General features: G+C 66.2%; 23 protein-coding genes. 8 read left to right on the top strand and 15 right to left on the bottom strand.

The annotated features are described in order from the left end of the window. Positions 1–180: 180 nt before the first annotated feature. From ACFVJ3_RS38840 to ACFVJ3_RS38820, 5 genes are all read right to left on the bottom strand, one after another. Entirely contained in the window at positions 181–1,122 is a 942-nt protein-coding gene (locus tag ACFVJ3_RS38840) for a 3-carboxyethylcatechol 2,3-dioxygenase (RefSeq protein WP_378457115.1), read from the bottom strand. Positions 1,123–1,124: 2 nt separating this feature from the next. Beyond that, positions 1,125–2,036, bottom strand: a complete 912-nt coding sequence (locus ACFVJ3_RS38835; protein WP_378457114.1) for an alpha/beta fold hydrolase — start codon at positions 2,034–2,036, stop codon at positions 1,125–1,127. Beyond that, positions 2,036–4,003 (bottom strand): FAD-dependent monooxygenase, encoded by a 1,968-nt coding sequence (locus ACFVJ3_RS38830; RefSeq protein ID WP_378457113.1) that lies wholly within the window; start codon positions 4,001–4,003, stop codon positions 2,036–2,038. The genes ACFVJ3_RS38835 and ACFVJ3_RS38830 overlap by 1 nt, the downstream gene beginning before the upstream one ends. A gap of 704 nt (positions 4,004–4,707) precedes the next feature. After that, positions 4,708–6,246, bottom strand: a complete 1,539-nt coding sequence (locus ACFVJ3_RS38825; RefSeq protein ID WP_378457112.1) for an FUSC family protein — start codon at positions 6,244–6,246, stop codon at positions 4,708–4,710. An 82-nt stretch (positions 6,247–6,328) separates the two neighbouring features. Continuing rightward, positions 6,329–7,111: an IclR family transcriptional regulator gene (locus ACFVJ3_RS38820; protein WP_378457111.1), complete on the bottom strand. Its 783-nt coding sequence runs from the start codon at positions 7,109–7,111 to the stop codon at positions 6,329–6,331. Positions 7,112–7,257: 146 nt separating this feature from the next. On the opposite strand from ACFVJ3_RS38820, the gene ACFVJ3_RS38815 reads away from it, so the two are divergent. Genes ACFVJ3_RS38815 through dmpG form a run of 3 tightly spaced genes read left to right on the top strand, consistent with a single transcriptional unit; the run spans position 7,258 to position 10,090 of the window. Beyond that, complete coding sequence (locus ACFVJ3_RS38815) at positions 7,258–8,088, top strand: 2-keto-4-pentenoate hydratase (protein WP_378457110.1); 831 nt, start codon at positions 7,258–7,260, stop codon at positions 8,086–8,088. A gap of 5 nt (positions 8,089–8,093) precedes the next feature. Further along, positions 8,094–9,077 (top strand): acetaldehyde dehydrogenase (acetylating), encoded by a 984-nt coding sequence (locus tag ACFVJ3_RS38810; protein WP_378457109.1) that lies wholly within the window; start codon positions 8,094–8,096, stop codon positions 9,075–9,077. Continuing rightward, entirely contained in the window at positions 9,074–10,090 is a 1,017-nt protein-coding gene (gene dmpG / locus ACFVJ3_RS38805) for a 4-hydroxy-2-oxovalerate aldolase (protein ID WP_378457108.1), read from the top strand. The genes ACFVJ3_RS38810 and dmpG overlap by 4 nt, the downstream gene beginning before the upstream one ends. A gap of 401 nt (positions 10,091–10,491) precedes the next feature. Here the strand turns inward: dmpG and ACFVJ3_RS38800 are convergent, their stop codons facing one another. Then, entirely contained in the window at positions 10,492–11,223 is a 732-nt protein-coding gene (locus ACFVJ3_RS38800) for a GntR family transcriptional regulator (protein ID WP_378457107.1), read from the bottom strand. A gap of 129 nt (positions 11,224–11,352) precedes the next feature. Between ACFVJ3_RS38800 and ACFVJ3_RS38795 the strand changes: the two genes are divergently transcribed. From ACFVJ3_RS38795 to ACFVJ3_RS38785, 3 genes are all read left to right on the top strand, one after another. After that, positions 11,353–11,949, top strand: a complete 597-nt coding sequence (locus ACFVJ3_RS38795; protein ID WP_378457106.1) for a cysteine hydrolase family protein — start codon at positions 11,353–11,355, stop codon at positions 11,947–11,949. 70 nt (positions 11,950–12,019) lie between these two features. Continuing rightward, positions 12,020–13,132 carry an alcohol dehydrogenase catalytic domain-containing protein gene (locus ACFVJ3_RS38790; RefSeq protein ID WP_378457105.1) on the top strand — a complete coding sequence of 371 codons (1,113 nt, stop codon included), beginning with the start codon at positions 12,020–12,022 and terminating at the stop codon, positions 13,130–13,132. A gap of 556 nt (positions 13,133–13,688) precedes the next feature. Continuing rightward, the gene (locus ACFVJ3_RS38785) at positions 13,689–14,024 is read left to right on the top strand and encodes a hypothetical protein (protein ID WP_378457104.1); all 336 of its coding nucleotides are present in this window, start codon (positions 13,689–13,691) and stop codon (positions 14,022–14,024) included. A 119-nt stretch (positions 14,025–14,143) separates the two neighbouring features. Here ACFVJ3_RS38785 and ACFVJ3_RS38780 read toward each other — a convergent pair whose 3' ends face one another. The 9 genes from ACFVJ3_RS38780 to ACFVJ3_RS38740 all read right to left on the bottom strand — a co-directional run bounded on the left by ACFVJ3_RS38780 (position 14,144) and on the right by ACFVJ3_RS38740 (position 21,637). Then, on the bottom strand, positions 14,144–14,365 hold the full coding sequence (locus tag ACFVJ3_RS38780) for a hypothetical protein (RefSeq protein WP_378457103.1): 222 nt from the start codon (positions 14,363–14,365) through the stop codon (positions 14,144–14,146). A gap of 130 nt (positions 14,366–14,495) precedes the next feature. Next, positions 14,496–14,843, bottom strand: a complete 348-nt coding sequence (locus ACFVJ3_RS38775) for an Lsr2 family protein (protein ID WP_378457127.1) — start codon at positions 14,841–14,843, stop codon at positions 14,496–14,498. Between the two features lie 144 nt (positions 14,844–14,987). After that, positions 14,988–15,320, bottom strand: a complete 333-nt coding sequence (locus ACFVJ3_RS38770) for a hypothetical protein (RefSeq protein ID WP_378457102.1) — start codon at positions 15,318–15,320, stop codon at positions 14,988–14,990. Between the two features lie 48 nt (positions 15,321–15,368). Beyond that, positions 15,369–16,043, bottom strand: coding sequence for a hypothetical protein (locus ACFVJ3_RS38765; protein ID WP_378457126.1), 675 nt, complete (start codon positions 16,041–16,043; stop codon positions 15,369–15,371). Continuing rightward, the gene (locus ACFVJ3_RS38760) at positions 15,929–16,666 is read right to left on the bottom strand and encodes a hypothetical protein (RefSeq protein ID WP_378457101.1); all 738 of its coding nucleotides are present in this window, start codon (positions 16,664–16,666) and stop codon (positions 15,929–15,931) included. Before ACFVJ3_RS38760 ends, ACFVJ3_RS38765 begins: the two co-directional genes overlap by 115 nt. A 206-nt stretch (positions 16,667–16,872) precedes the next feature. After that, positions 16,873–17,475, bottom strand: a complete 603-nt coding sequence (locus ACFVJ3_RS38755) for a hypothetical protein (protein WP_378457100.1) — start codon at positions 17,473–17,475, stop codon at positions 16,873–16,875. 41 nt (positions 17,476–17,516) lie between these two features. After that, positions 17,517–18,506, bottom strand: coding sequence for an NAD(P)H-quinone oxidoreductase (locus ACFVJ3_RS38750; protein ID WP_378457099.1), 990 nt, complete (start codon positions 18,504–18,506; stop codon positions 17,517–17,519). 3 nt (positions 18,507–18,509) lie between these two features. Continuing rightward, positions 18,510–20,171 (bottom strand): long-chain fatty acid--CoA ligase, encoded by a 1,662-nt coding sequence (locus ACFVJ3_RS38745; protein ID WP_378457098.1) that lies wholly within the window; start codon positions 20,169–20,171, stop codon positions 18,510–18,512. Positions 20,172–20,266: 95 nt separating this feature from the next. Further along, complete coding sequence (locus ACFVJ3_RS38740) at positions 20,267–21,637, bottom strand: MFS transporter (protein WP_378457097.1); 1,371 nt, start codon at positions 21,635–21,637, stop codon at positions 20,267–20,269. Positions 21,638–21,838: 201 nt separating this feature from the next. On the opposite strand from ACFVJ3_RS38740, the gene ACFVJ3_RS38735 reads away from it, so the two are divergent. Both ACFVJ3_RS38735 and ACFVJ3_RS38730 read left to right on the top strand, forming a co-directional pair. After that, complete coding sequence (locus ACFVJ3_RS38735) at positions 21,839–22,480, top strand: TetR/AcrR family transcriptional regulator (protein WP_317567774.1); 642 nt, start codon at positions 21,839–21,841, stop codon at positions 22,478–22,480. Between the two features lie 204 nt (positions 22,481–22,684). Next, positions 22,685–23,494 carry an enoyl-CoA hydratase gene (locus ACFVJ3_RS38730; protein ID WP_378457096.1) on the top strand — a complete coding sequence of 270 codons (810 nt, stop codon included), beginning with the start codon at positions 22,685–22,687 and terminating at the stop codon, positions 23,492–23,494. Positions 23,495–23,509: the final 15 nt, after the last annotated feature.

Below are 23,509 nucleotides of genomic sequence, written 5' to 3'. Positions count from 1 at the left end.
GGCGGGGCGGCCCGGACCTGAGTTCTGCCTGGCTGTCGTGCAATGGGAATCCCGCTCGGTGTGATGCGGTCACCCCACCACACCACATCAGATACCGGGCCTTCGCCGACCGGATGGCGTTGACGTGTGCCTACGACGGTGGTCCACCCATGGTGTGGTCACCACGGGTGGACCTTCGGCTCAGTCCAGAGTCACCGTGGTCAGGCCGAATCCGGCGATGAGTTCCCGGATGGGTCGGTAGTAGCTGTACTGAACCGTGTAGCTGCCGGCGGTACCGAGTGCGGCGTATCCGGCGATCCAGGTGCGGACCTCGTGCGAGGAGTTGCCGGCGATCTTGGTCATCTCGTCGGGTTTCCAGGCGTCGAGGGGCGAGAGATCGCCGGAGGCGAGGATGCGCATCAGTTCCCGGTCCCAGTCCGGGGCGAGGTCCTGGATGACGGCGGTGCCTGCCGCGAAGTCGCGGGCCGCGTCGATCACTCGCTGCTGGCGTGCGGCCCGCGCTTCCGGCGTGATCGGGCCGCCCTGCCCGAGCAGCGCGCGGCGTTGCTCGGGAGTGGCCGTCGCCAGGCGGGGAACCGGCGGGTCGTGGGAAAGGCCACCGGATGCGATGAGAAGGACCTTCTTGTCCAGACCAGGCAGGAACCCGCCGATGGCCTCCCCCAGCATCCGCACACGCTTGACCGGGGTGAACGGCGGCGCAACGGAATTGAGGAAGACCGGGACGACGGGTTTGGCCGCGATGTCCCCGTAGAGCACTTCCATCGGCTGCACCGCACCGTGGTCCACTTGCATGTCGAGGGACACCGCAAGGTCGATGCCCTGATCGATGACGTACTCGGCGAGGCCGCGGGCGATCTCCTCGGGCACGTCGAGCCGACCGGCCTGGCTGCCGTAGTCGCCGATACTCTCGGCCGCATAGCCGATGCAGAACGCCGGCATCAGGGTGTAGAAGAAGCCGTTGTAGTGGTCGGGGGCGAGGTTGACGATGATGTCGGGGTCGTAGTCGCGGACGAACGCGCGGGCCTGCTCGAACGCCGTGTTGAGTTCCGCCGACACGTCGGCAGGCAGTTCGGCGTGCTCGAGCAGGGGGCTGTGGCTCATCGCGAGCAGCGCGAGGGACATCGCTACTCCTGTCCGGCGGTGATGCGGGTTTCGCCGGACGCGGCGTTGTCGCGACCGAGCAGGAAATCCAGATGAATCCGGTTGAAGGTGGCGGCGTCCTCGTACTGCGGCCAGTGCCCGCAGTTTTCGATCACGGCGAGCCGGGCATTGGGGATCAGCGAGGCGATGCGCTTGCCCTCGTCAACCGGACCGGAGGGGTCTTTGGTGGTCCAGACGACGAGAGCCTCGGCCTGGATGGAACGGAGGTCGTCGTCGGTGATCATGTTGCGTTTGCGGGTTTCCGGGTCCTGCAGGGCCATGTTCATCTCGCAGGCCTTGAGCCAGTCCGGCTGCTGGAAGATCGCCTGCCGGGTGCGGATCAGGTCGTCGGTGACCATGGTCGGGTCGGCCATCAGCCACTCGAGTCGGGCCTTGACCCGTTCCCAGCTCGGGTCCTTCGCCGCTTCCATCGACAGGGTGTAAAGGCGTTCCATCACCTTCGGGTTGGCCATCGTCCCGCCCATGGTGTTCAGGGCGATCCGCTCGACCCGGTCGGGGTGATCTGCCGCGAACCGCGCGGTGACCCAGCCACCGAGGGACTCACCACTGAAGTACGCCTTTTGGGTGCCCAGAGCCTCGAGAACGTGCTGGACCTGGTCGATGTAGTGCTTGATCTCGAGGGGATGATCGGGCTTGCTGCTGTAGCCGTGGCCGATGAAGTCGATCGCCCAGACGTTGAAGTGCTCGGCATGGGCGGCCAGGTTCCGCACGTACGCCTCGGCGTGGCCGGTGATGCCGTGCAGCAGCAAAAGCGTGGGCTTGGACTCGTCACCGGCGTGCAGGTACCGAGTCCGGTACGGCCCCGCCTGCAAGAATCCCTGACTGAACTCGACCTGGTTCAGGTCGTCCCAAACGCTGGTGTATGGACGGGACATCAGTTGTTGCCTCCCTCGGCTGTGATGACATTGCTCTGCGTGCCCGCGACCGCCGACGCGTCCTCAGGTGTGGCCTGAGGAACGGCGATCGGCATCGCCGCGGTGCTGTACTGCGGCGGAGTCGAACGGCCCGAGTCGCTCGCGATGGCCGTCTCGCTGTCGGTGGACTGCTCCGCCGACCGGTCCAAGACACTGGCCAGCGCGGTTTCCAGGTGCTGGACTGCTTCGGCGTCGTCCCAGACCGGGGCGCTGTGCCGCCATGCGACGTAACCGTCGGGGCGGACCAGAATGGCGCCGGCTTCGTGGGTTTCGCGAACCTGCCGCCAGTAACCGTAGGGGTCGATGGTTCCGGGCTCACCGACCACCACGGTGCGCAGATACGGCAGGTCCAGTTTGGCGGCGGCCTGCTTCCACGCCTGGCCACCGATTCCGGTCAGAAGGGTCATCATCCCCTTCCCGGTGACGTCGAGGGTGGAGATGCGCGTGCCGTCCGCTCCGACCAGCCACGCGTGGGGCAGCTTGGCGCCGGGCCGCGTGGTCGCCTGCAGATACAGTTCTCGGTTGCGGTCCCACTCTTCGTCGTCGGCGTCAGGATCGGGTACGACCGCGTCCGACTCGTAACGCTGGTTGAGTTCGACACCCTGGGCGTTGAACTCGGTGTTCTTCAATTCCAGTGCCTCGTAGAGGCGTTCGCGTCGGGCGACACCCTCGGGCGAGGGGTCCTTCAGCTTCGCCAGGCCGGCCTTGACCGGGTCGTCGCTGTCGTAGTCGAACCATTCGCGCAGTCCTGCGTAGTCTTTGCGGGACTGGTTGGCGCGGGCGACGATTTGCTTGCCGACCGGTACCCGCTCGGGCGAGTAGGACTCGAGGAGACCATCACCGGCGTATCCCTTAACCACGAACGCGACCTTCCAGGCCAGATTGAACGCATCCTGGATCGACGTGTTCGACCCCAGTCCGCTGCTCGGTGGGTGCCGGTGGACGGCATCGCCGCCGCAGAAGACCCGGCCGGACTGGTAGTGGTTGGCATGCTGCTGATTGACGTACCAGAAAGACCGCGACACGATCTCGACCTCGAGATCGGGGTCGCCGACCAGTGTCCGAATCTGTTCGAGGACAACCTCGTCGGACACGTCGGGCTGACCGTCGGCCATGTTGAATCCCCAGCCGGCGATCCACTGGTTCCACGGCTTGATGGCCCGCAGCAGACCCATACCGATCTCACCGAAACCGGCCTTCGAGTTCACGATCCAATGCAGGATGCTCGGGCGATGCGCGACGTACTTGCTCAAGTCCGCGTTGAAGAGGATGTAGGCAGTACCCGCGCGGGCAAGTTCGCCTTCGAAGGGAAGCTCGATCTCCTCGGCGATCTTCGAACGCGCGCCGTCGAAGCCCAGCAGGTACCGGGCGCGTTGCTCGAAGACGTGCCCGGAGCGGACATCACGGAAGCGGACGGTCACGCCGTCCTCGTCCTGGACGTGGTCGAGGTATTCCGTGTGGAAGCTCACGACCGCGCCGCGTTCGGCGGCATTCTTGACGAGTACCGGCTCCATCAGCGGCTGCGGAATGTCCAGCATCGTGCACGGGCTGCCGGTCAGGTAGTCGCCGTAGCGCAGGTCACCGGTACCCCAGGTCTGAAGTCGGACGATCTCCTCACCAGCCAGGCTCGTGGTGAACAGCGTGTCCCCCATCTGGTCCCACGGCGTCGCATATCGCCGCGCTTCCTCCTCCACGCCCAGGTCGCGGAGAACCTCGGCGGCGCGCTGGTTCGTGATGTGCGCCCGGGGGGAGTTCGCCACCCACGGAAACATCGAGACAGCGTGGACTCGGATCCCGTACGTGGCCAGGGCCAGGGCGGCCGTGCCGCCGGCGGGCCCGAGGCCAACGATCACGACATCGGTGTCGTAACCGCTGCCGTCATCGGGGAACGGCACGAATGCCGGGGCAGGCAAGGCTGAAGTCTCCATTGCACCTTCTCAAACTCTCTGTGGACCCAGGGCACATTGGCCTTCCTGGGTGATCGGTATCACTACAACTAGCATGCCAGTTGCTCCCCCAACAAGAAAGAGGCTTGCCGGAACTATTTCAAACTATTTACATATCCCCAGGTAGCACCTGGTTATCGATTTAATCCAGGCGACCACGAAGTGGTCCAGATCACTTCAATGAAGAATATTGGCACTCTAGAACGGCAGTGCTCGATACTTTCCTCCGGTAGAGCGGTGCACCCTGGCTTGGGTCGCTGCCGCCACTCCGGGCCTGGAACTGCCGTGATCACCGGGTACGGACCGCCCCGGGTGGGGGCCTTCGCCCGGGACAACCGTCGACGGCTCCGGCCGCACACCCGACACGGGCCCGCCGTCGCTCACCTCCCCACAGCCTCACCACATGACGGCCGCCGGAGGGGGACGTGGACGACGTCCTTCAATCACCCCGGCGCGACAGGTACGCAGCCGGCGGCGGTCGATCACCCCGTTTTTGCATTCGTTCGTGGCGGTGGATCGGGACCAGGGCTGGTGGTGTCGTGCCTGGTCCCCAGGGCCATGGTCCCGTTCCGCATCCGCGAAACTGAGTTACGGACGCGAGATCGAAAAGCACTATGAAGGCAGGCCGGTATTCGCTCCGCGCCCATGGTCGTACCCCACTGTGTCGACGTCGCCCGGCGACGACCTCAGGAGTATGCGAACTCCCGCTCGAAGCGACGGACGACCTCCTCATCCGGTACATCACGAATCGAGTGCTCACCCCGGACGATCTCGTACGCATCACGTGCCGCTGCGACCAGGGGAACCAACTTCCGCCGCTGTTGCTCACCGCGTGGTTCGGCGACCGCCTTTTCGCAGGCACGTATCGCGCACTCCAGCGCACGTATCGACCTTCGGTTTCGCACAGCGAGTACGCATCCCAGCGCAACCAGCCCACCGACAGCGGTGGCGAGCAGGCGATCACCCGTCAGGTCCGCGGGCCCGGCCGGCACGGCCAACACGGTCAGCAACACAGCAGTCGGGGTGATCCACACCATCCCGTACCCATAGTTGTAGACCACGAAGATCTCCCCCACGATGACACACCCGACGACGATGACGGACACCCAGAGCGGGGAGGACACCGTCGACAGCACCAGCAACGCCAGGATCAGTCCCACCCCGGTACCGAGTGTGCGCTGCACGGCGCGATGCACGCTGGCGACGGCGCTGGGAACCGACAACACCGCAATCGCCGTCACCGAAGCCCAGTAGCCGTGGCCGAGGTGCAGTGCCTGCGCCACGCCGCCGGCGACCACGGCGCCGAGAAACACGCGCACCGCGCCCGGCATCATCAGTGACCGCGGGTGCAGCGCGGCAACCATCGACCGTGACCGAAGCATCACAGACCCCGGAGAATCCGTGAATGCGTTCAGAAACGGTGGCGCAGGCAGATCCGGCAGATTCGGTGGCCGCCGCCGCAGGATTCGTGCCGCCGCCGATTCCAGCTGGTGACCTCGCGCGGTGTCTGGCGATGCCGGATTCAGCACAACCGATTCGGCGGCAGCATTCAAGCGGACGAGCATGCCGTGAACACCGGCACGCCGTGGACGCGACGCCGCCAGAGCCAACCAGCCAGAGTGCACCGCCAGTGCGGCTGTGTGCCGGGCACGGGCCTCGTCGGACCGGGAGATCGTCGCAGCGCATCGCAACGCATTCGCGACCGCGACCCGCGCCGGACCCCACGGATCGAACACCCATCCACACATACACACCACCCAGGCAAACAACGCTCCCGCCGAGGTAGCGGCGAAGACCGCCACCACCGACGGAACCGGCGGCGGGAGATACGCGGTGGTGGCGCAGGCGAAACCGAGAATCAATCCTCCCGGAGGCCCGGAAGCGCCTGCATCGCACAAGAGCTTGGCCACCGCGGCCGCAACCCCGATCATCAACAAGCGCGCGGCGGGATGGGTAACCGAACCGGCAACCCACACACCGGCACCTACGGCCAACACCAGTCCGATACCGACACCGGTGAGGGTTCCCGCCCGCCGGCGATATGGTTCGTTCTTCCCATACAGGGCCACCAGCGAGCCAAGCGCGAGATAGGGCACCCAGTGGTGCCAGCCCGCCATCATGGCACCCACCAGCGGAACACCCACCGCGACGCCGGCACGTAGCGACGGTGCGATGACGCAGTCAGGGGAACGACGACGAAGGGCGACCACCAAATGATTGAGCACCAAACCATTAAAGCAACTAGCATTCTAGACGTCTAGTTGCATCGAGGGTGTCGTCGTTGACCTCTCTGCTAGGCCGAAGGGCCTACGGGCTGGTTCGCGTGTCGGCAAAAAGCTGTGTTCGCCGAGAGAGCATCACACCGATGCCGTCGGCGGCTGCGCGGACCGAGGTTGCATGCGTGTCCGGCCGGAAGCGATGAGAGGGACCCGTCACGCTGATCGCGGCGACGACGTCCTCACTCTCGCGGACAGGGGCGGCTATGCACACGATTCCGGTGGCGGATTCCTCGTATTCGTAGGCCATGCCCTCGGCGGCGATGCGGTCGAGCTGGGTGCGCAGCGGTCCGGGCAGGATGATGGTCCGCGGGCTGTAGCGGGCCAGTGGAGCGGAAAGCACCTGCTCTCGGAGGGCATTGTCGGCGTGGGCAAGCAGTACCTTGCCGATTGCGGTGCAGTGCAACGGCATCCGGCCCCCGATCCTCGATGGTGCGCTGGCTTGCCGATGGCCGCCGATCTTGGACAGGTACACGACCTCCGTGCCGTCGAGGACGCCCAGGTGCACCGTTTCGTGGGTGCGCACGTACAGGTCCTCCATGAACGGGATCGCCACCTCGAGCAGGCTGCGCTCGACCGACGCCCGCATGCCCAGCTCGAATAACGAGCCGCCGAGCCGGTAGCCGGCATCGGTGCGGTCCAGCATCCGCACTGCCACCATGTCGGTGAGGACGCGGTGCAGCGTGCCTTTCGGGATGGATGTCCGCCGGACCAGTTCGGCCAGCGACAGGGTCGAGTCGTCGATGGTGAACGCGTGCAGCACCATCATCACCTTGCCCAGCACCGTTGTGCGGTCGAACTCCTGATCGGACACTGCGAACATCACCTCCGTTGCCGCCGGCGCTCACGCCCACGATACGGCGCGTGTTCGGCTCAGTGGAACGCAATGCTTGGCGCGCGGTCGCCCCGCGGCAACAGTGGAACCACAGTCCATTCCCCACGATCACATCGGGAAGTCAGATGAGCACACCTCAGGGCACCAGCCTGCCCCCCACGGCGCGGGCCACCGCCGACGCGATCGCCGACGCCGCCGAGCGGCTCCGCACCGCCGCCGCAACTTCCACGCCGTGCGCGCCGGTCCGCGACCTGATCGGTGCCGACGACGTCGCCGCCGCGTACGCCGTCCAGGAGCGGATCGTCGCCGGCCGGATCGCCGCCGGAGCGAGCGTCGTCGGCCGCAAGATCGGCCTGACCTCCCCGGCGGTCCAGCAGCAGCTCGGCGTCGACCAACCGGACTTCGGGGTGCTGTTCGACGACATGCACTGCACGGAGACAACCCCGATCCCGCTGTCGCGTCTGCTGCAGCCGAAGGTGGAGGCGGAGATCGCGTTCGTCCTCGGCCGCGATCTGGTGGACGGGCCGCTCGACGACGCCCAGATCCGCGCCGCCGTCGACTACGCGGTGTCCGCCCTCGAGATCGTCGACAGCCGAATCGCCGGGTGGGACATCACCTTCGGCGATACCGTTGCCGACAACGGGTCGAGCGGACTGTTCGTCCTCGGCGCCGACCGGCGCACCCTCGACTCCTTCGACCCGGTCGCCGCGCAGATGCAGATGTTCATCGACGACACCGAGGTGTCGACCGGAACCGGGGCAGCCTGTCTCGGTGATCCGTTGCGGGCGCTGGCCTGGCTCGCGCGCACCGCACGCGAGTTCGGCCAACCACTGCGCGCCGGGCAGGTGATCTTGTCCGGGGCCCTCGGTCCGATGGCCGCCATCGACACCGCCGGCACCGTCCGCGCCGACATCACCGGTCTCGGATCGGTCACCGCAACCTTCACCCAGGAGTGAGCACCATGAGCGAGAACACCCGCAAGGTCACCGTCGCGGTGATCGGATCCGGCAACATCGGAACCGACCTGATGATCAAGGTGATCCGCCACTCCGACGTCCTGCAGATGGGCGCGATGGTCGGTATCGACCCCGACTCCGACGGGCTCGCCCGCGCCCGCCGCCTCGGCGTCCCCACCACCGCCGGCGGCGTCCAGGGCCTGCTTCAGCTGCCGAACTTCGACGAGATCGACGTGATCTTCGACGCCACCTCCGCCAAGGCACACGCCGCCAACGCCGCCCTGCTCGAACCGCGCGGCAAACGGCTGATCGACCTCACCCCGGCCGCCCTCGGCCCGTTCGTGGTGCCGGCGGTCAACCTCGACGAACACCGGGACGCCGCCAACGTCAACATGGTCACCTGCGGCGGTCAGGCCACCATCCCGATCGTCGCCGCCGTCTCCCGCGTGACACCGGTCGCCTACGCCGAGATCGTCGCCTCCATCGCCTCGAAGTCCGCCGGACCGGGCACCCGGGCGAACATCGACGAGTTCACCGAAACCACCTCCCACGCCATCGAAACCGTCGGCGGCGCCCGCCGCGGCAAGGCCATCATCGTCCTCAACCCGGCCGACCCGCCGCTGATCATGCGCGATACCGTCCTGTGTCTGATCTCCGCTCCCGACCCGGCCACCCACGACAAGGTGCGCGACTCGATCCAGACGATGGTCGACCACGTCGCGACCTATGTGCCCGGCTACCGACTCAAGCAACAGGTCCAGATCACCCCGGTCCCGGACGGCCAACCCGTCCACACCCTGCTCGCCTCCGGGGACACGGCGGCACCCACCCACCAGGTGACGGTGTTCCTCGAAGTCGAAGGCGCCGCACACTACCTGCCGGCCTACGCCGGAAACCTCGACATCATGACCTCGGCCGCGGTGCGCTACGCCGAGTCCGTCGCCGACACGATCGCCGTCCCGACGGCAGCACAGGGAGCCACCCGATGACCACCAGGCTGTTCATCCAAGACGTCACCCTCCGCGACGGCATGCACGCCGTCCGCCACCGCATCACCCCCGACGACGTCGGAAAGATCGTGGCCGCGCTCGACGCCGCCGGGGTCGACGGGATCGAGGTCGCCCACGGCGACGGACTCGCCGGCGGCTCGCTGAACTACGGTCCCGGCAGCAACACCGACTGGGAATGGATCGAAGCCGCCGCCGCCAACCTCACCCATGCCCGGCTGACCACCCTGCTGCTGCCCGGTATCGGCACCATCGCCGAACTCGAACGCGCCTACCAACTGGGTGTGCGGTCGGTGCGGGTGGCGACTCATTGCACCGAGGCCGACGTCGCCGCCCAGCACATCGGCAAGGCCCGGGAACTCGGCATGGACGTGTCCGGCTTCCTGATGATGAGCCACATGACCACCGCACCCGAGCTCGCCGCCCAGGCCAAGCTCATGGAGTCCTACGGCGCGCACTGTGTCTACGTCACCGACTCCGGTGGCCGGTTGACCATGGACGGCGTCCGCGACCGGGTCCGCGCCTACCGGGACGTGCTCGACGAGGCTACCGAGATCGGCATCCACGCCCACGAGAACCTGTCGCTGTCGGTCGCCAATTCCGTTGTTGCCGTCGAAGAGGGTGTCACCCGGGTCGACGCCTCGCTGGCCGGGCACGGCGCCGGCGCCGGTAACTGCCCGATCGAACCGTTCATCGCGGTCGCGGACTTGCAGGGCTGGAAGCACAACAGTGACCTGTTCGCCCTCCAGGACGCTGCCGACGACCTCGTCCGGCCGCTCCAGGACCGGCCCGTGCGCGTCGATAGGGAAACCCTCACCCTCGGCTACGCCGGCGTGTACTCGTCCTTCCTCCGGCACGCCGAAGCCGCATCCGGGCGGTACGGCATCGACGTGCGCACCATCCTCCTCGAGGTCGGCCGCCGCGGCCTCGTCGGCGGACAGGAGGACCTCATCGTCGACATCGCCCTCGACCTGCGTAGCCGAGCAGGCAACTGAGGACGAAACGTGCCGCGGCGGTGACGAAAATGTCGCCGTCGCGGCCCGACGATAGGCGAGGTGAGGATTGCCGATGTGCGGAAAGCACTGCAGCGCATATATCGTGGCGAGGTTGATGGCTGCTCGAGTGGTGTCGAGCGAGCAGCCCATCGCGAGGCGCGGATGTCGGCGATAGGTAGGTCGGAAAGCTCGGCGCAGTGCAAAACCACCCCGGCTCACATAATCGTCGCCCAGGGGCACAATTCCGTAGGACGGCATCGAGACCAGCACGCTGCGGCCCGCGCCCAGGTCCCTATCTCGCACAGGCGAGAATCCGCGCGCGCCTTGACCGCAGTTCGATCTTCACGACTTATCCTGCAGCAGAATCGACTTCCGTTTTCGTACCAGGCGGGGGAAGAATGTCAGCGCGCGGTTGCGCGAATATCGATCGAACCGGTATCGGCCCGAACGTTCTGCTCAGCGGTGAGACCAGCTTGGAGGATCACATGGAGAGATGTCTCGTAGTGCTCGCGCAGCTTGTCCTGAGCCATCTCCACATCGCCTGCGAGGCATGCATCCAGGATCGCCCGATGTTCATCATCCACGGATCTCCTACTGGCGACGGTAGATGGGGCAGCCCATCTTCGGTACAACTCGGTCGTATCGAAAAGCGCCTCAGTCGCGTCGACAAGCATCTGAATGCCACACGCCTCAACAAGCTTGACGTGAAAGTTGCGGTGTGCCGTGGACCAGGCTTCGGTTGTGTGCGCGGGATCCTCGGCGGAGCGCCTCGGCGTGCGTGTAAGCACATGGAAGGCGCTCATGATGTCGGTCTCCCACGGCACGCCGCCGCGCTCGATCGCGAGCCGAAGAGCAAGGGTGTCGTTATGGGAACGGACCAATGTGAGGTCCTGCAGCTCTAGGAGCGAAAGACTCATGACAAAGAAGCCCTGATTGGGTTTTGCCGTCACAAGGCGCTCCTGCCCCAATCGAGCGAGCGACTCGCGGATCACTGTCGTGCTCGTGCCGTAGTTGCGTGCCAAAGCAGCGGGCTGAAGTCGAGACCCGGGCGGCCAGACTCCCGCCAGAATATCGCGACGCAACAGCCCCCGAACATGCTCCGTCAGAGTCTGCGCTTCTCCTCGCTGGGCCATGCACAAAGCATAACCCAGAGCAGAAAATATTCTGTGTTGACGAATCTACTCTTCGGCGAATATTGTTACCGCCATCACAGGGCCTCTGTTTGATTTGTTTGCCCTGGTCACGATTCGAAAGGCGCCCTTGTGACAGTCGACCAAACCGCGGTCATACTCGTGCACCTGCAACCGGACATCGTCGAAGCGGACGGCGCTTTTGGCGGCGTCTTTGCTGCAGAAGCCGCGCGTTGCCGGATTATCGAGAGCACGAATGATTTCGCACGCGCGGCGAGGGCTGCCGGCGTGACCGTTGTGTTCCTTCGTATCGCATTCGCCGAAGATTCGTCCGATCTCGATGCGAACATGCCGCTGCTTCAAATGGTCACCGACATGGGTGCGTTCAAGGACGGTACCGCCGCCGCCGACATCGTTTCGGCAATCGCGATCGACGAAAGCGACATCGTCCTCACTCACGTGCGCCCGGGTCCGTTCACCGGATCGGCGTTGCACGAGGAACTGACACAGCGAGGGATCACGTCTGTCGCAGTAGCAGGCGTCGCGACCAATGCCTCGGTGGAGGCCGCGGTACGGCAGGCAGCCGATCTCGGATATCACTGCACGGTGCTGGGTGACCTCTGTTCGGCCGCCGATCCCACCGCACACGAGGCAAGCCTCGCATCCATGGCGCTATTTGCCACCGTCAGCGAATCATCGCGATTCCTCGAGGCACTCGCACCGGCGTGATGCCTCGAGGCATTGCCCCTGGGGCCCAACCACGGACATCAAGTAACCGATCACAAGAACAGGCAATGGCATGACAACGATGCGCGCAGCACGCCTTCACGAAATTGGCCACAATTTCACCATCGATGAGGTGGAGCGGCCCTCGCCCGGGCCGCGCGATGTTGTGGTCGAAGTAAAGGCCTGCAACATGATTCCCAACTTGAAGAACGTCATATCGGTCTACCCGGAAAAGAATCCTTTCCTCCCGCTTCCCGAACTCCCGGCCATCTTCGGCCTCGGCGCCGCGGGGGTTGTGGCTGAAGTCGGGTCGCAGGTTGGGAATGTCCAGGTGGGAGATCGCGTCTACGTGAATCCCGGTCGGCATTCGGGCGATTCGCATGCCTCCCGAATCGGCGAACCTGTAAACGACCCGGCCTTCACCTTCCAGGGGTACTTCGGCTTCGGACCGGGTTCCGCACGGCTCTTCCGCGACTACCCGCACGGAGGCTTGTGCGAGTACATGAAGGCTCCCGCCGATGGACTGATTGTTCTCCCGGCGAACGTCACATTCGAACAAGCCAGCCGTTTTGGGTATCTGGGCACAGCCTATGCGGGCCTGCGCAAGGCCGGAGTGCGTGCCGGGCAGACTGTTCTCATCAACGGGGCAACTGGAACGCTGGGCGTCAGCACGGTGCTCAACGCCTTGGCCATGGGTGCGACGCGAATCCTTGCGTTGGGGCGCAAGACCGAATTGCTCGAACGCCTGCGGCAGCTTGATCCCGAGCGTGTGCGCGTCATGCGCGTAGGCGACCACGACGTCCAGGACTGGGCGCGGGAAGAAACTGATGGCCTGGGTCCGCATGTGTTCGTCGACGCCGTCTCGGCTACATCGCCCGCGCAGCTCACTCTCGACTGTCTCGACTCGTTGCGCCGTGGTGGCCGAATGGTGAGTATCGGAGCGATGGAGGCACCCCTACCTCTCGAAATGTATCGATTGATGACAGCGAATATCACCATCATCGGTTCCCTCTGGTTCGATGTTTCCGATGGAGAAGACATGGCTGCTATGGCTAGTGCGGGCACTCTCGACTTGACAGCGTTCGACCACACGGCATTTCCCCTCGAGAAAGCCAACGATGCACTGGAGCAGGCAGCCCTACGCTCCGGTGGATTCGCAAATGTAGTGGTGACTCCCGGAATCTGATACACGAGCGAAAGCCCACAGCCGACACAGCACTGTAGACGAGTTCGGCGGCCCGGCGGCGGCGGTTCTGTGAAATTTCGGAACCCCGCCGCGGGGTTCGATGCGAGGGCATAGGACCGCCGAAGTCTGCTGCTGCGATCACTCGGTCGCCGATAGTTGCTCATTTGAGTCTTCCGTTTGGTGAGCGGGGACTTCACCGGGTGGTCTGCTTCGGCTGCGTGAACTTTGCCCGAGTGCCAACCCCACGGCGTCGTCGATTGTCAGGGATGCGTTCTGCCGCGCGAGTGCCGAGGCTGTCCGGTCGCCGACCTGTTGCACGACCAATGCTGCCGAAGTGGTGGAGTCGGTAGAGAGGTGCGGACCGAGGGCCTGGATATCGGTACCGAGTCGAATTGAGGACCCGGGATGGAATCGCGACTCGTGATTGTCTGCGCCCACCCAGAACGATCTGCAGCGATCACCACCGTTCGCCTGGAGTGCGCGACTGTGCCCGCAGCAAAGCGGAATCAGGTGTGATTGGAGGCCCTCTTACGCGTGATTACCGGACAGTCAGTTCGTGGAGGTCCCAAGGCCCGCATCATCGCTCGCCATAGGTGAACACCCCCGGACGACCATCGTCGAGGGCATCCTCGACGTGGACCGGTATGGCGGGAAGCTCGAACGCCTTGCAACCGCGGCCGATAGCGCCAACTTCTACGCCTTCGACCTGACGTATGAGCAGACCCTCGACCGGCACGCCACCTGCCCACAGGCGGCCGAGTTCACCCCGGCGGACATGCACGGGTGGTACCGCGGGCGCCCGCTGCCTTTCACGATCGAGACCGTGCTCGACGCGTCCTGGTCCGCCGATGCGGTAGTGAACCGCATCTACGAGGATCTGCACCGGGCCTGACCGAAACAGGTCATCGCGGCATGCGACACCAGCGCACGCTCACGCCTGCACTTTGGATCCTCCTCAGCCCCGCAACGATGGGGACATATCATCTACCCAGGTGAATGAGCCAATCCGGCTTACCAGTCCGATGCGCTGGACGTGATCTCGCGGGCGCGGTGGGACCAGTCCGGGTCGCTTACCAGAGCGGTGATGGCAGTGGCCATCTGCTCGGTGTTGCCGTCGATGCCGAGCCGGCGGAGCGTGCGGGCGATACGCGCGGTGTGCGCCGGCCACCGTCCACCGGTGGTTTCGACCAGGGCGGCGAGGACGGTAGCTGTCGCTGAGTTCCACCGGCTCACCGGTCATGCCACGTAACCCCCGGCTGCTGGTGGTCAGCCAATGCTCGCTCGCCGCTCGCCGCTCGCCGCTCGGCGCACCGAGGCCCGGTACCGGGGATTACGCAGCGATCGCATCAACGCTCCTTCGCGTTCAGTGGGCGTCCTGGAACGCCTGCTCCACCTCGGCGGGAATGCGGCCGCGCGAGGAGATTTCGTAGCCCCGTTCGGCCGCCCAGGCGCGGATCTCCTTGCCGTTCCCGCGTCGCCGCACCGAGGCGTCCGAGACCGCGAAACGATCGGAACGTCGTTTGCGGCCACCGACCCGGGTGGCGTGCTCGATGAAGAATCCGATCTGCTTGTGAAACTTGCTGGCGTGCTTGCCTTTCAAATCAATTTCGTAATCCACCCCGTTGACGGAAAAGGTGATGCTCTCCCCGTCCTCACCGAAGACGGTTCCGTCGATGTCGTCGACCAGTTCGACAACTACCTCGCGCGCCACAGTTCCCCGATCTCTCACATCTTCTCGATACAGCAGGCAGAACCCTACTGGCGGCAGCGGCCGATCAGGGGCAACCGACCCCGGGGACTTGTCATTTCCGCAGGTCACCTGCCGGTTGTAGGGCGCAGGAGCAGCCGGGGGGTCCTATCGGGTGTGCACCCGGGTGTCCCGCATGGGGGCGAGCGCGAAGTAGATGGGCGGCGGACACAGTGCGATGGAGGGCAAGAAGGTGGGCACCTCCGGCCCCCACACGGTGATGGTGTTGACGGGATAAATCAAATTGGTAAACGGGACGCACACCAGTTCCAATTGGTGGGTATTCACCGATCCGGGTGCACAGGTCGCCATGGCACCGACCGCGAAGAACTGTATGTCGCACCCACTCGGAGCTGGGGCGGCGTGTGCGGGCGCCGCGGTCAGGGACAGGGCGGCGGCCGCGGTGGACGCGACGACGGCGAGGCGCAGAAACCGAGACATGGCATCCTCCGGTGGTGCGGGGCCCGACCCACCGCCCATTCTCCCAGGTCAGGTGTCGCTGCCGCGGTCTCTCCGACGCGTTTTCTCGCGGCGGGCATGCTTGGCGAGCAGGTGCCTCCGGCTGATCGGGGCGCGGAACATCTCGTCGAGCATCCGGTTCTCGATGTTGCCGTGGAAGCGGAGGATGCGCGTGGCCGCCAGAGACACCAACTCCTGGCGGTTCGAGCCGAGCCGGTCGGCGAGGGCGTCGAGGTGCACGAGGAGTTCGCCGTCGAGGGCGACGTCGACCCGGGCTGTGCGCGGCGGGGCGGCGACGCGACGTGCCTGCGCCAGGGCCTCATCGGCCGCCGGGCTCTCGATGAGTCGGCGAATCCCCACCCGCAGCAGCGCAGACAGCCGGCGGGGACCGTACTCGCCCGCCAGCTCCTCCAGTCGGCGTTTGGTGTCCTCATCGAACCGGAAGACGTGCCGTTTCCCGAACGGGTTCCCTTGCGGGCTCGGCGCCTTGCGGACGGCGCGCACGGCGGTGTCGTGGTCAGCGGTCTGCCGGCGGGTGTTCCGGGCGAGGAGCAGGTCCCGGTTGGCGTCCCCGCGGTAGATCTCCTCGGTCACCGCCTTCTCGAGGTCCCGCGGGTTCGCCAGGAGTTGGCGGGCGGCCAACCGCATGAGTTCGGCGCGGTCGGAGTCGAGCCGACCGGCGAGGGCGTCGAGCTGCTGGCGCAGGTCGTCGTCGAAGTGCACGTTCGTGCGAGGGCCGAGGGTCTCCGGGTCAGGTCGCGGGCCGCGCCGATCGTGGCCAGGTCGGCGGCGAGGTCTCCCGGGTCGTCGAGGAGTCGGCGGACCGCGACCCGGATGGCCGCGGCGGTGAGGGCGTCACCGTTGCGGCCGATCAGCTTCTCGAGCCGGACCAGGGTGGAGCGGTTGACGTACACCCGGGTGCGGCAGCTCAGATCGGTGCGGGCGTCTTCACGGAGCACCGGGTGCCGGAACCGGCCGGCCGCGGTGAGGAAGCGGTGCAGTGCGACACGGACGATCGCGCTCCGGTCGGTGTGGAACTCGTGGGCGAGTTGGTTGAGGCGAGTGCTGGTTTCGGGGTCGAGGTCGAGCGGTCTCTCCGCCCAGGGGATGCGGCGGGCGTCGGCGGAGGCGCGCCGGGCCTGGTCCAGTGCCTCGGGCACCCGGTCGGGGTCGGCGAGAAGTCGTCGTGCGGCGACCCGCACCAGCGCCCCGAAGCGGCGCGGGCCGATGCCGGCGGCCAACTCCTCGAGCCGCCCCTTGGTGGTCGGATCGAGCCGGAGCGGGATCGGATCCCCCACCGGTACGCGGCCCATGTTTGTCTCGCTCATCACCGGCCATTCTCCCGCTCCGGAAGAGCCCGCAATTCCCACCCGGGGGAATCTGGGGAGCCGAACGTAGTGCGCCCCAATTCGATGCTGATGGAGAGCCTTACCCGACGTGACACGAGAGGGGGACGTGTCGTTTTCCCTGTTCAATCGCGTGAGTCGATGCCTCCCTTACTCGGAGGGGAGGACTCGCAGGGATCGCTTTGCGGTCAGGGCAGGCGTTCGTCCAGGCGGACCATCGCGGTGTCGGCGAGGTGCGCAGCCCAGGAATCCAGCTCGCGGCGGTGGCGTTGAACCCGGTGATCTTTACCCACTCTCCCCACGGCACCGGCGATTACGGAACCCACCAGGACTCCGAGGAGAAAACTGTTCGAGGAGCCGAGCGTGGCGGCGGTGTAGTCCATCAGGATGCAGGTGGCGCCCACCCCGAGGATCATCGCCACAACACAGGTCAGGGACACCGCGGTGGACGTCACCCGGGCTTGGGCCGGTCGAGCAGGCGCCGGATCTCGAGCCTGTTCTTGCGCCAGATCCTCACCGGTGTGCACCTGATCGTCGATCTGACCCAAATGGGGTCTCGCACAACACGTGGCCGCTAGTGCCCGTCGCCGCCACCCCAGCCACGTCAGAGGTGCTGTGACCATCAGTGAGACGTATGCCAGCCCGGAGCGACGGGTGGTCAGGGAAGCACTGTCGTCGATGGGCTGCTCGAACAGGCGTGAGGACCGAGCGCTGGCGATGCCGAAACCCTTCTCGCTCAGCGGCGTTGCGCCTGCGAGGCGTCGACAGTACCGGGGAAGCGACGAAGACATGATTGAATGGCCGCCGACCTGGGCATGTGGAGCGGAATTGGCTACGACACTCTCAGCAGGACCTTGCCGATCGTCTCCGGGGCGTCAATCATCCGGTGCGCGGCAGCCACTTCCCCGATGGGAAGTATTGCGTGCACGACTGGACGCACGGTGGTCTCGGAGATCATCGGCCACACGTGCTTGACGACGTCGTCCACGATGTCTGCTTTGCCGCCTCGCCCGGCGGTGGGGCGGCTGCGGAGGCCGGTGGAGTGCACGCTGGCGCGTTTGGCCATGAGTTTCGCGAGGTTCAGGGTGCCGTCCCAGCCGCCTTGCAGGCCGATCACCACCAGCCGGCCGCCGTCGGCGAGGGTGCTGAGGTTGCGAGGAAGGTAGGCGGCGCCCATGTTGTCCAGGACGACGTCCGCGCCGTGGCCGCCCGTGCTGTCTTTGACCGCCGTCACGAAGTCGGTGTCGGTGTAGTTGATCAGGATGTCGGCACCGAGACCGCGGCAGGCGCCCAGTTTTTTCGACGATCCGGCGGTGACGGCGACGCGGGCTCCGAGCGCCTGCGCGACCTGGATGGCGTGGGTGCCGATGCCGCTCCCCCCGCCGTGGATGAGCACGGTCTCGCCTCGGCGCAGATGCGCGGTGGTGGCGAGGTTGGACCACACCGTGCATGCCGCCTCCGGCAGTGCCGCCGCCCTGTGCAGGTCGATGCCGTCCGGTATCGGCAGCACCTGGGACGCCGGTACCGCCACCCGTTCGGCGTATCCGCCGCCGGATAGCAGGGCGCAGACGCGGTCTCCGATCTCCCATCCGGTCACCGCGGGTCCGACTTCGCTGATCACACCGGAGACCTCCAGCCCGAGGATCTCACTGGCCCCGGCGGGCGGTGGGTAGTGGCCCTGTCGTTGGTTGATGTCGGCGCGGTTGACGCCGGCGGCGGCGACGTCGATCACCACCTCACCGGCGGCCGGGACGGGCTCGGGATGGGCGGTCCACCGCATGACGTCAGGGTCGCCGAACTCGGTCACAGAGATTGCCTGCATGGGTCAGTGGTGTTCTTTCTGATTCGTCAGTACGGCAACGATTTCCGCGGCCGCAGTGGTGTCGAGTTTGTTCTTGGCGATCTTGCCGACCGGGGTGCGGGGAAGGGCGGGGACGAAGCGGTACTCGCGCGGCACCTTGTACCCGACGAGGAAACGGCGGCAGTGCTCGTGAAGATCCGTCTCCGAGACGGGCCGAGCCGGGTCGTGGACGAGGTAGGCGCGCACCGCCTCGCCTCGATACGGGTCGGGGACGCCGATGACGGCGGCCTCGAGAATTCCCGGGTACCGGGCGAGGACCTGTTCGACCTCGGCCGGGTAGACGTTGAAGCCGCTGGTGACGATCATGTCCTTCTTGCGGCCGTCGATGTAGAAGTAGCCGTCGTCGTCTCGGTGTGCGAGGTCGCCGGTCAGCAGCCAGCCCTCGCGCAGCGCGGCATCGGTGAGGGCGGGCTGGTTCCAGTAGCCGGCCATGACCTGCGGTCCGCGGATGATCATTTCTCCTACTTCGCCGGGCGGAAGCGGGATGGTGTCGTGTCCGTCGCGGTCGACGATCCGGACGTCGGTGAGCGGCATCGGGATTCCGATGCTGCCTATCCGGCGCTCGGTGAAGACGGGGTTGAGGTGGGTGGACGGGGAGGCCTCGCTGATACCGAAGCCCTCGATGATCCGTCCGCCGGTCTTGGCCTCGAACTGTTCGACCTGTTCGAGGGGGAATCCGGCTCCGGCGCTGTTGTAGATGGTGACCTGGTCGAGTCCGTACGCATCGATGTCGGGGGTGCGGGTCAGGGCCGTGTACATCGTCGGCACGCCGGTGAAGACGGCGGGCCGCTGATCCCGGATGATCTCCAACACCGCCCTCGCGTCGAACTCCGGGATCAGGATCTGGTTCATTCCGCCGCGAACCGAGGTCAGGGTGACGCAGGTCAGGCCGTAGACGTGGCACATCGGCAGCACGTTGACCGTCTTGGCGTTGTCGGGGAGGTCAAACAGGGCGTAGGTGACCGCGAACCGTTGTTCGATGTTGGCGATCAGGTTGCGGTGGGTGAGCATCACGCCCTTGGCCGCGCCGGTGGTGCCGCCGGTGTACTGCAGGACGGCGACCTCGGAAGAGTCAACGGCAACGTTCAGCGGTGGGCGCAGGAGGAAGTCGCGAACGGACCCGCAGGCGATGCCCCGCAGCCTCGCCCGATGATTCGGCTCGGTGTCCACCCGGATCACCGGACGGCCGAGGAACGACTGCCCGTCACCTCGGGCGCACCGGTCGAGCGTCTCATCGGTGGTGATGACCATCGATGCGCCGGCGTCATCGAGGATGCGCCGCATCTCCTCGGCCGGGTACCGGTGGTTGACCTGGACGACGATGCCGCCGGCGATCACGGTGCCGAACAGTGCGAAGACGTACTCGGGGCGGTTGGGAAGGATGATCGCCAGGCGGTCCCCGCGGCCGAAGCCGCGGGCGGCGAGCAGGTGCGCGAAAGCGTGCGACTGCACGGACAACTCGTCGAAGGTCCAGGTGCGGTCTTCGAAGGTCAGTGCGGTCTGGTCGGCATAGCGGTCCCTGCTCGAGTGCAGCAGGTCGATCAGGGACATCTCGGTCGGGATGTCGAGTTCGTCGACCGCGGCTGGGTACAGCGAGGTCCAGGGCTGGTCGTCGAGGGCAGACAATGCGGGTTCTCCTTGCGGGTGGCTCGGCGTGGGCGTGGAGGCCGTTCGCCGCGCAGGTCGTGAGTGTCGAGTGCGGGTGTGGGCTCGGTGGGCTGTCAGGTGTGGGATTCGGCGGCTGCTTCCCGGGCGGTGAGCTTGGCCCGGACGCGCGCCGCGTCCCGGTCGGGGTGGACCAGCAGGAGGACGACGAGGCCGCCGACAATGATGGACAGCCCGAAGATCTGGTAGGCGAGGGAGTATCCGGACAACGGGTCGGGGGCGCGGTCGACCAGGATGCCGACCAGTGCCGGGGCGATGAGCCCGGACAGGTTCTGCACTGCGAGGAAGATTCCGAGTGTGCTCGACAGCTGGTGCGCCGGGGCGATCTGGGAGACGACGGCGTTCATCATCGGCAGGGCGACGCTGGCGCAGCCGTAGCCGAACACCAACACCGCGACGACCGCGACCGGGACGCCGATGAACGGAAGGCACGCCAAGGCGAGTCCTCCTACCACCAGGAACGCGGTCGTCGTCCACACCCGGGTAACGCGGGAGGAGAAGTTGCGGTCGGCGAGGCGGTCCGTGACGAAGGTGGAGGTAAACATCATCACCAGCGAGGCGATGCTGGGCAGGCCGAACATGAACCCCGAGGACAGCCGTGAGTACCCCAACCCGGCCTCGAAGTACGAGGGGATCCAGGTGATCGACGCGGACACCAGGCCGTACACGGTGAAGGTGCCGATGAGCGCACCGATGAATGATTTGGTGAGCAGGATGTCCCGCAACGGCAGTCGCACCAGCTGATGCGGGGGTGTCTCGTCGTCGTCGGGGGCGGAATCGCTATCCGCGTCACCTGCACGGCGGGCGTAGGGTCCTTCCTTGCCGACCAGCAGCCACACCCCGCACCACACGAAGCTCACCACCGCCATCGTCAGGAAGCCGGCGTGCCAGCCCCAGGCGGCCACGATGAGCGCGAGAACAGGGGCGGCGGCGATCTTGGCGAACGAGGACCCGGAGGTCACCAACGCCGAGGGAAAGGCCCGCTTTTCCGGCGGGAACCATTGGAAGACGGCGGTATTGGCCATCGCGGTGGCCGGTCCTTCGGCGGCGCCGAGTGCGATGCGGGTGGCCAGGAGAACGGCGAAGGTACCGGCGATGACGAGCGGGAACTGGATCAGACCCCAGATCCCGGCGAGGGCGAACAGGATCCATCGGATCTGCACCCGGTCCCCGATCAAACCGACCGCGGCCCCGCTGATGCTGAAGAGAAAGAAGAAGGCGCTGCCGGCGAACCCGATCTGAGCGGAGGTCAGACCGAGTTCCTCCTTGAGCGGTTGAGCGACGACGCCGATCAGCGCCTTGTCCGCCCAGTTGATCGTCGCGAACATGACGATCATGGCGGTGACCGACCACGCCCGCGCGGACGGCCGCGGAGACCGCCCCGGGTCGGCGGGCTTGGGCGGCAGGGATGTCGCGGGAGAAGACATTGAACGAATCCTGTCATCGAAGTATGGGGTGCGCGCCCGCTCGAGTTCTCCGACTCAAAAGCTAGCGCTGATAGTTGAAACTATAGACCTCGGAATTCGAGTTTGTGAAGGGGGTCACTTCAGGGAATCCACCCGGATCTGAACGTGCCTCCGGCGGGGAGTCGCTCGCGGCCGTCGGGACGGCGTGACAAGCTGTTAACCATGGGACGACCTCGGGTACCGCTGCTCTCACGTGAGCGCATCGTCGGCGAAGCCATGGCGCTGATCGACGAGGAGGGCGTGGCCGCTCTCTCCACCCGCAAGCTCGCCGCCCGCCTCGGCGTACAGGGGCCCTCGCTGTACAACCATTTCAAGACCATGGACGAGGTGACCGACGCCGTCGTCGACGCCATTCTCGACACCGTCGACATCGAGATCTTCGATACCGCCGGCTGGCGCACCGCGTTGCCGATCTGGGCGCGGAACTACTGGTCTGCGCTGCAGCGCCACCCCGGCATCGTGCCACTTCTGGCCCGCGGACCTGCGACGCGGCCGACCCAACTGCGCTTGGCCGACGCCTTCTACGGGAGCCTGACCAAGGGTGGCTGGCCGCCGCGTCAGGCCACCGAGGTAGCCATTGCGGTCCGCAACTACATCGCCGGCTCCGCGCTCGGCTCCTACTTCGCCGGTTTCACCGAAGACCCGGCGTTCTACGCCGGTCAGTACCCCCACCTGGGCCAGGCGCACCTGCTGCCGCAGCACTCCGAGCTCGACACCGCCGCGTTCGAGCGAGGACTGTCCTGCCTGATCGACGGCCTGACGCTGCAGTACTCCGAGATCGTCGGACTCGGCGCCACGCGCTGATCCTCACCCCGCCCGTCGGCGGCCCGATTCTCGACCTCCTTCGCACGGGATCCCCCGATTCTCGACCGTCTCCTTCGCACGGGGGTTCCCCTGGGGCCGCCCTGCATGTACCTTTAAACATGCACTGCAAGTTTTAATGCGAGTTGAGGCACGACCCCGGCCGGTCGCCACTCGCCCATCACACCTCTTTCAAGGGAGACGAACGTGGCTTACGACTACGTGCTGTACGAGATCGACGGTTCGGTAGCGACCATCTGGCACAACCGCCCGGAGCAGCGCAACGCCGAGAACAGCCAGTTGCTCGACGAGCTCAACGACGCGGTCGTGCGCGCCGGCGGCGACCCGCAGGTGCGTGCGGTGGTCTTCGGCGGCAAGGGCGGGCATTTCTCCGCCGGACACGACCTCAAGGAGGGACAGGTCGAGCGCCAGGACTTCTCCCCCGAGCAGCGGTGGGAGTACGAGTCCCGCTCGTACATGGACTACTGCCTCAACATCTTCAATCTCCCGAAGCCGACCATCGCCCGGGTCGACGGTGCCTGCGTCGCAGGCGGTTTCATGGTCGCGAACATGTGCGACATGATCGTCGCCTCCGACACCGCGTTCTTCGCCGACCCGGTCCTGCACACCATGGGTGTCAGCGCGGTCGAGGTGCTGGTGCACCCGTGGGTGCTCGGGCACCGCAAGGCCCGCGAATTCCTGTTCACCGGGGAACGGCTCTCCGCAGCGGATGCTCTGGCCAGCGGGATGGTCAACCGGGTCGTACCGGTCGACCAGCTCGACGAGGCGGTCGCGACGCTCGCGAACCGGGTGGCACTGGCACCACCGTTCGCGACCAAGGTGCTCAAGCGGTCCCTGAACCGCACCCTCGAAGTGCAGGGATTCCACGCCGCCCTCAACGCGCACTTCGACGGGCACCAGCTCACCCACTTCAGCGACGAGGCCCGCCGCGCGAAGGCCGACGGCGGATTCTCCAAGTCCATCGAACGCCACAAGGTGGGCACCTCGGTGCGCTGACCTGCGCACCACGAC

Origin of the sequence: Rhodococcus sp. NPDC127593 (genome assembly GCF_042671975.1) — a bacterium.
Taxonomy (GTDB): Bacteria; Actinomycetota; Actinomycetes; order Mycobacteriales; family Mycobacteriaceae; genus Rhodococcus_F.
This window is presented reverse-complemented; position numbering and strand designations above follow the sequence as displayed.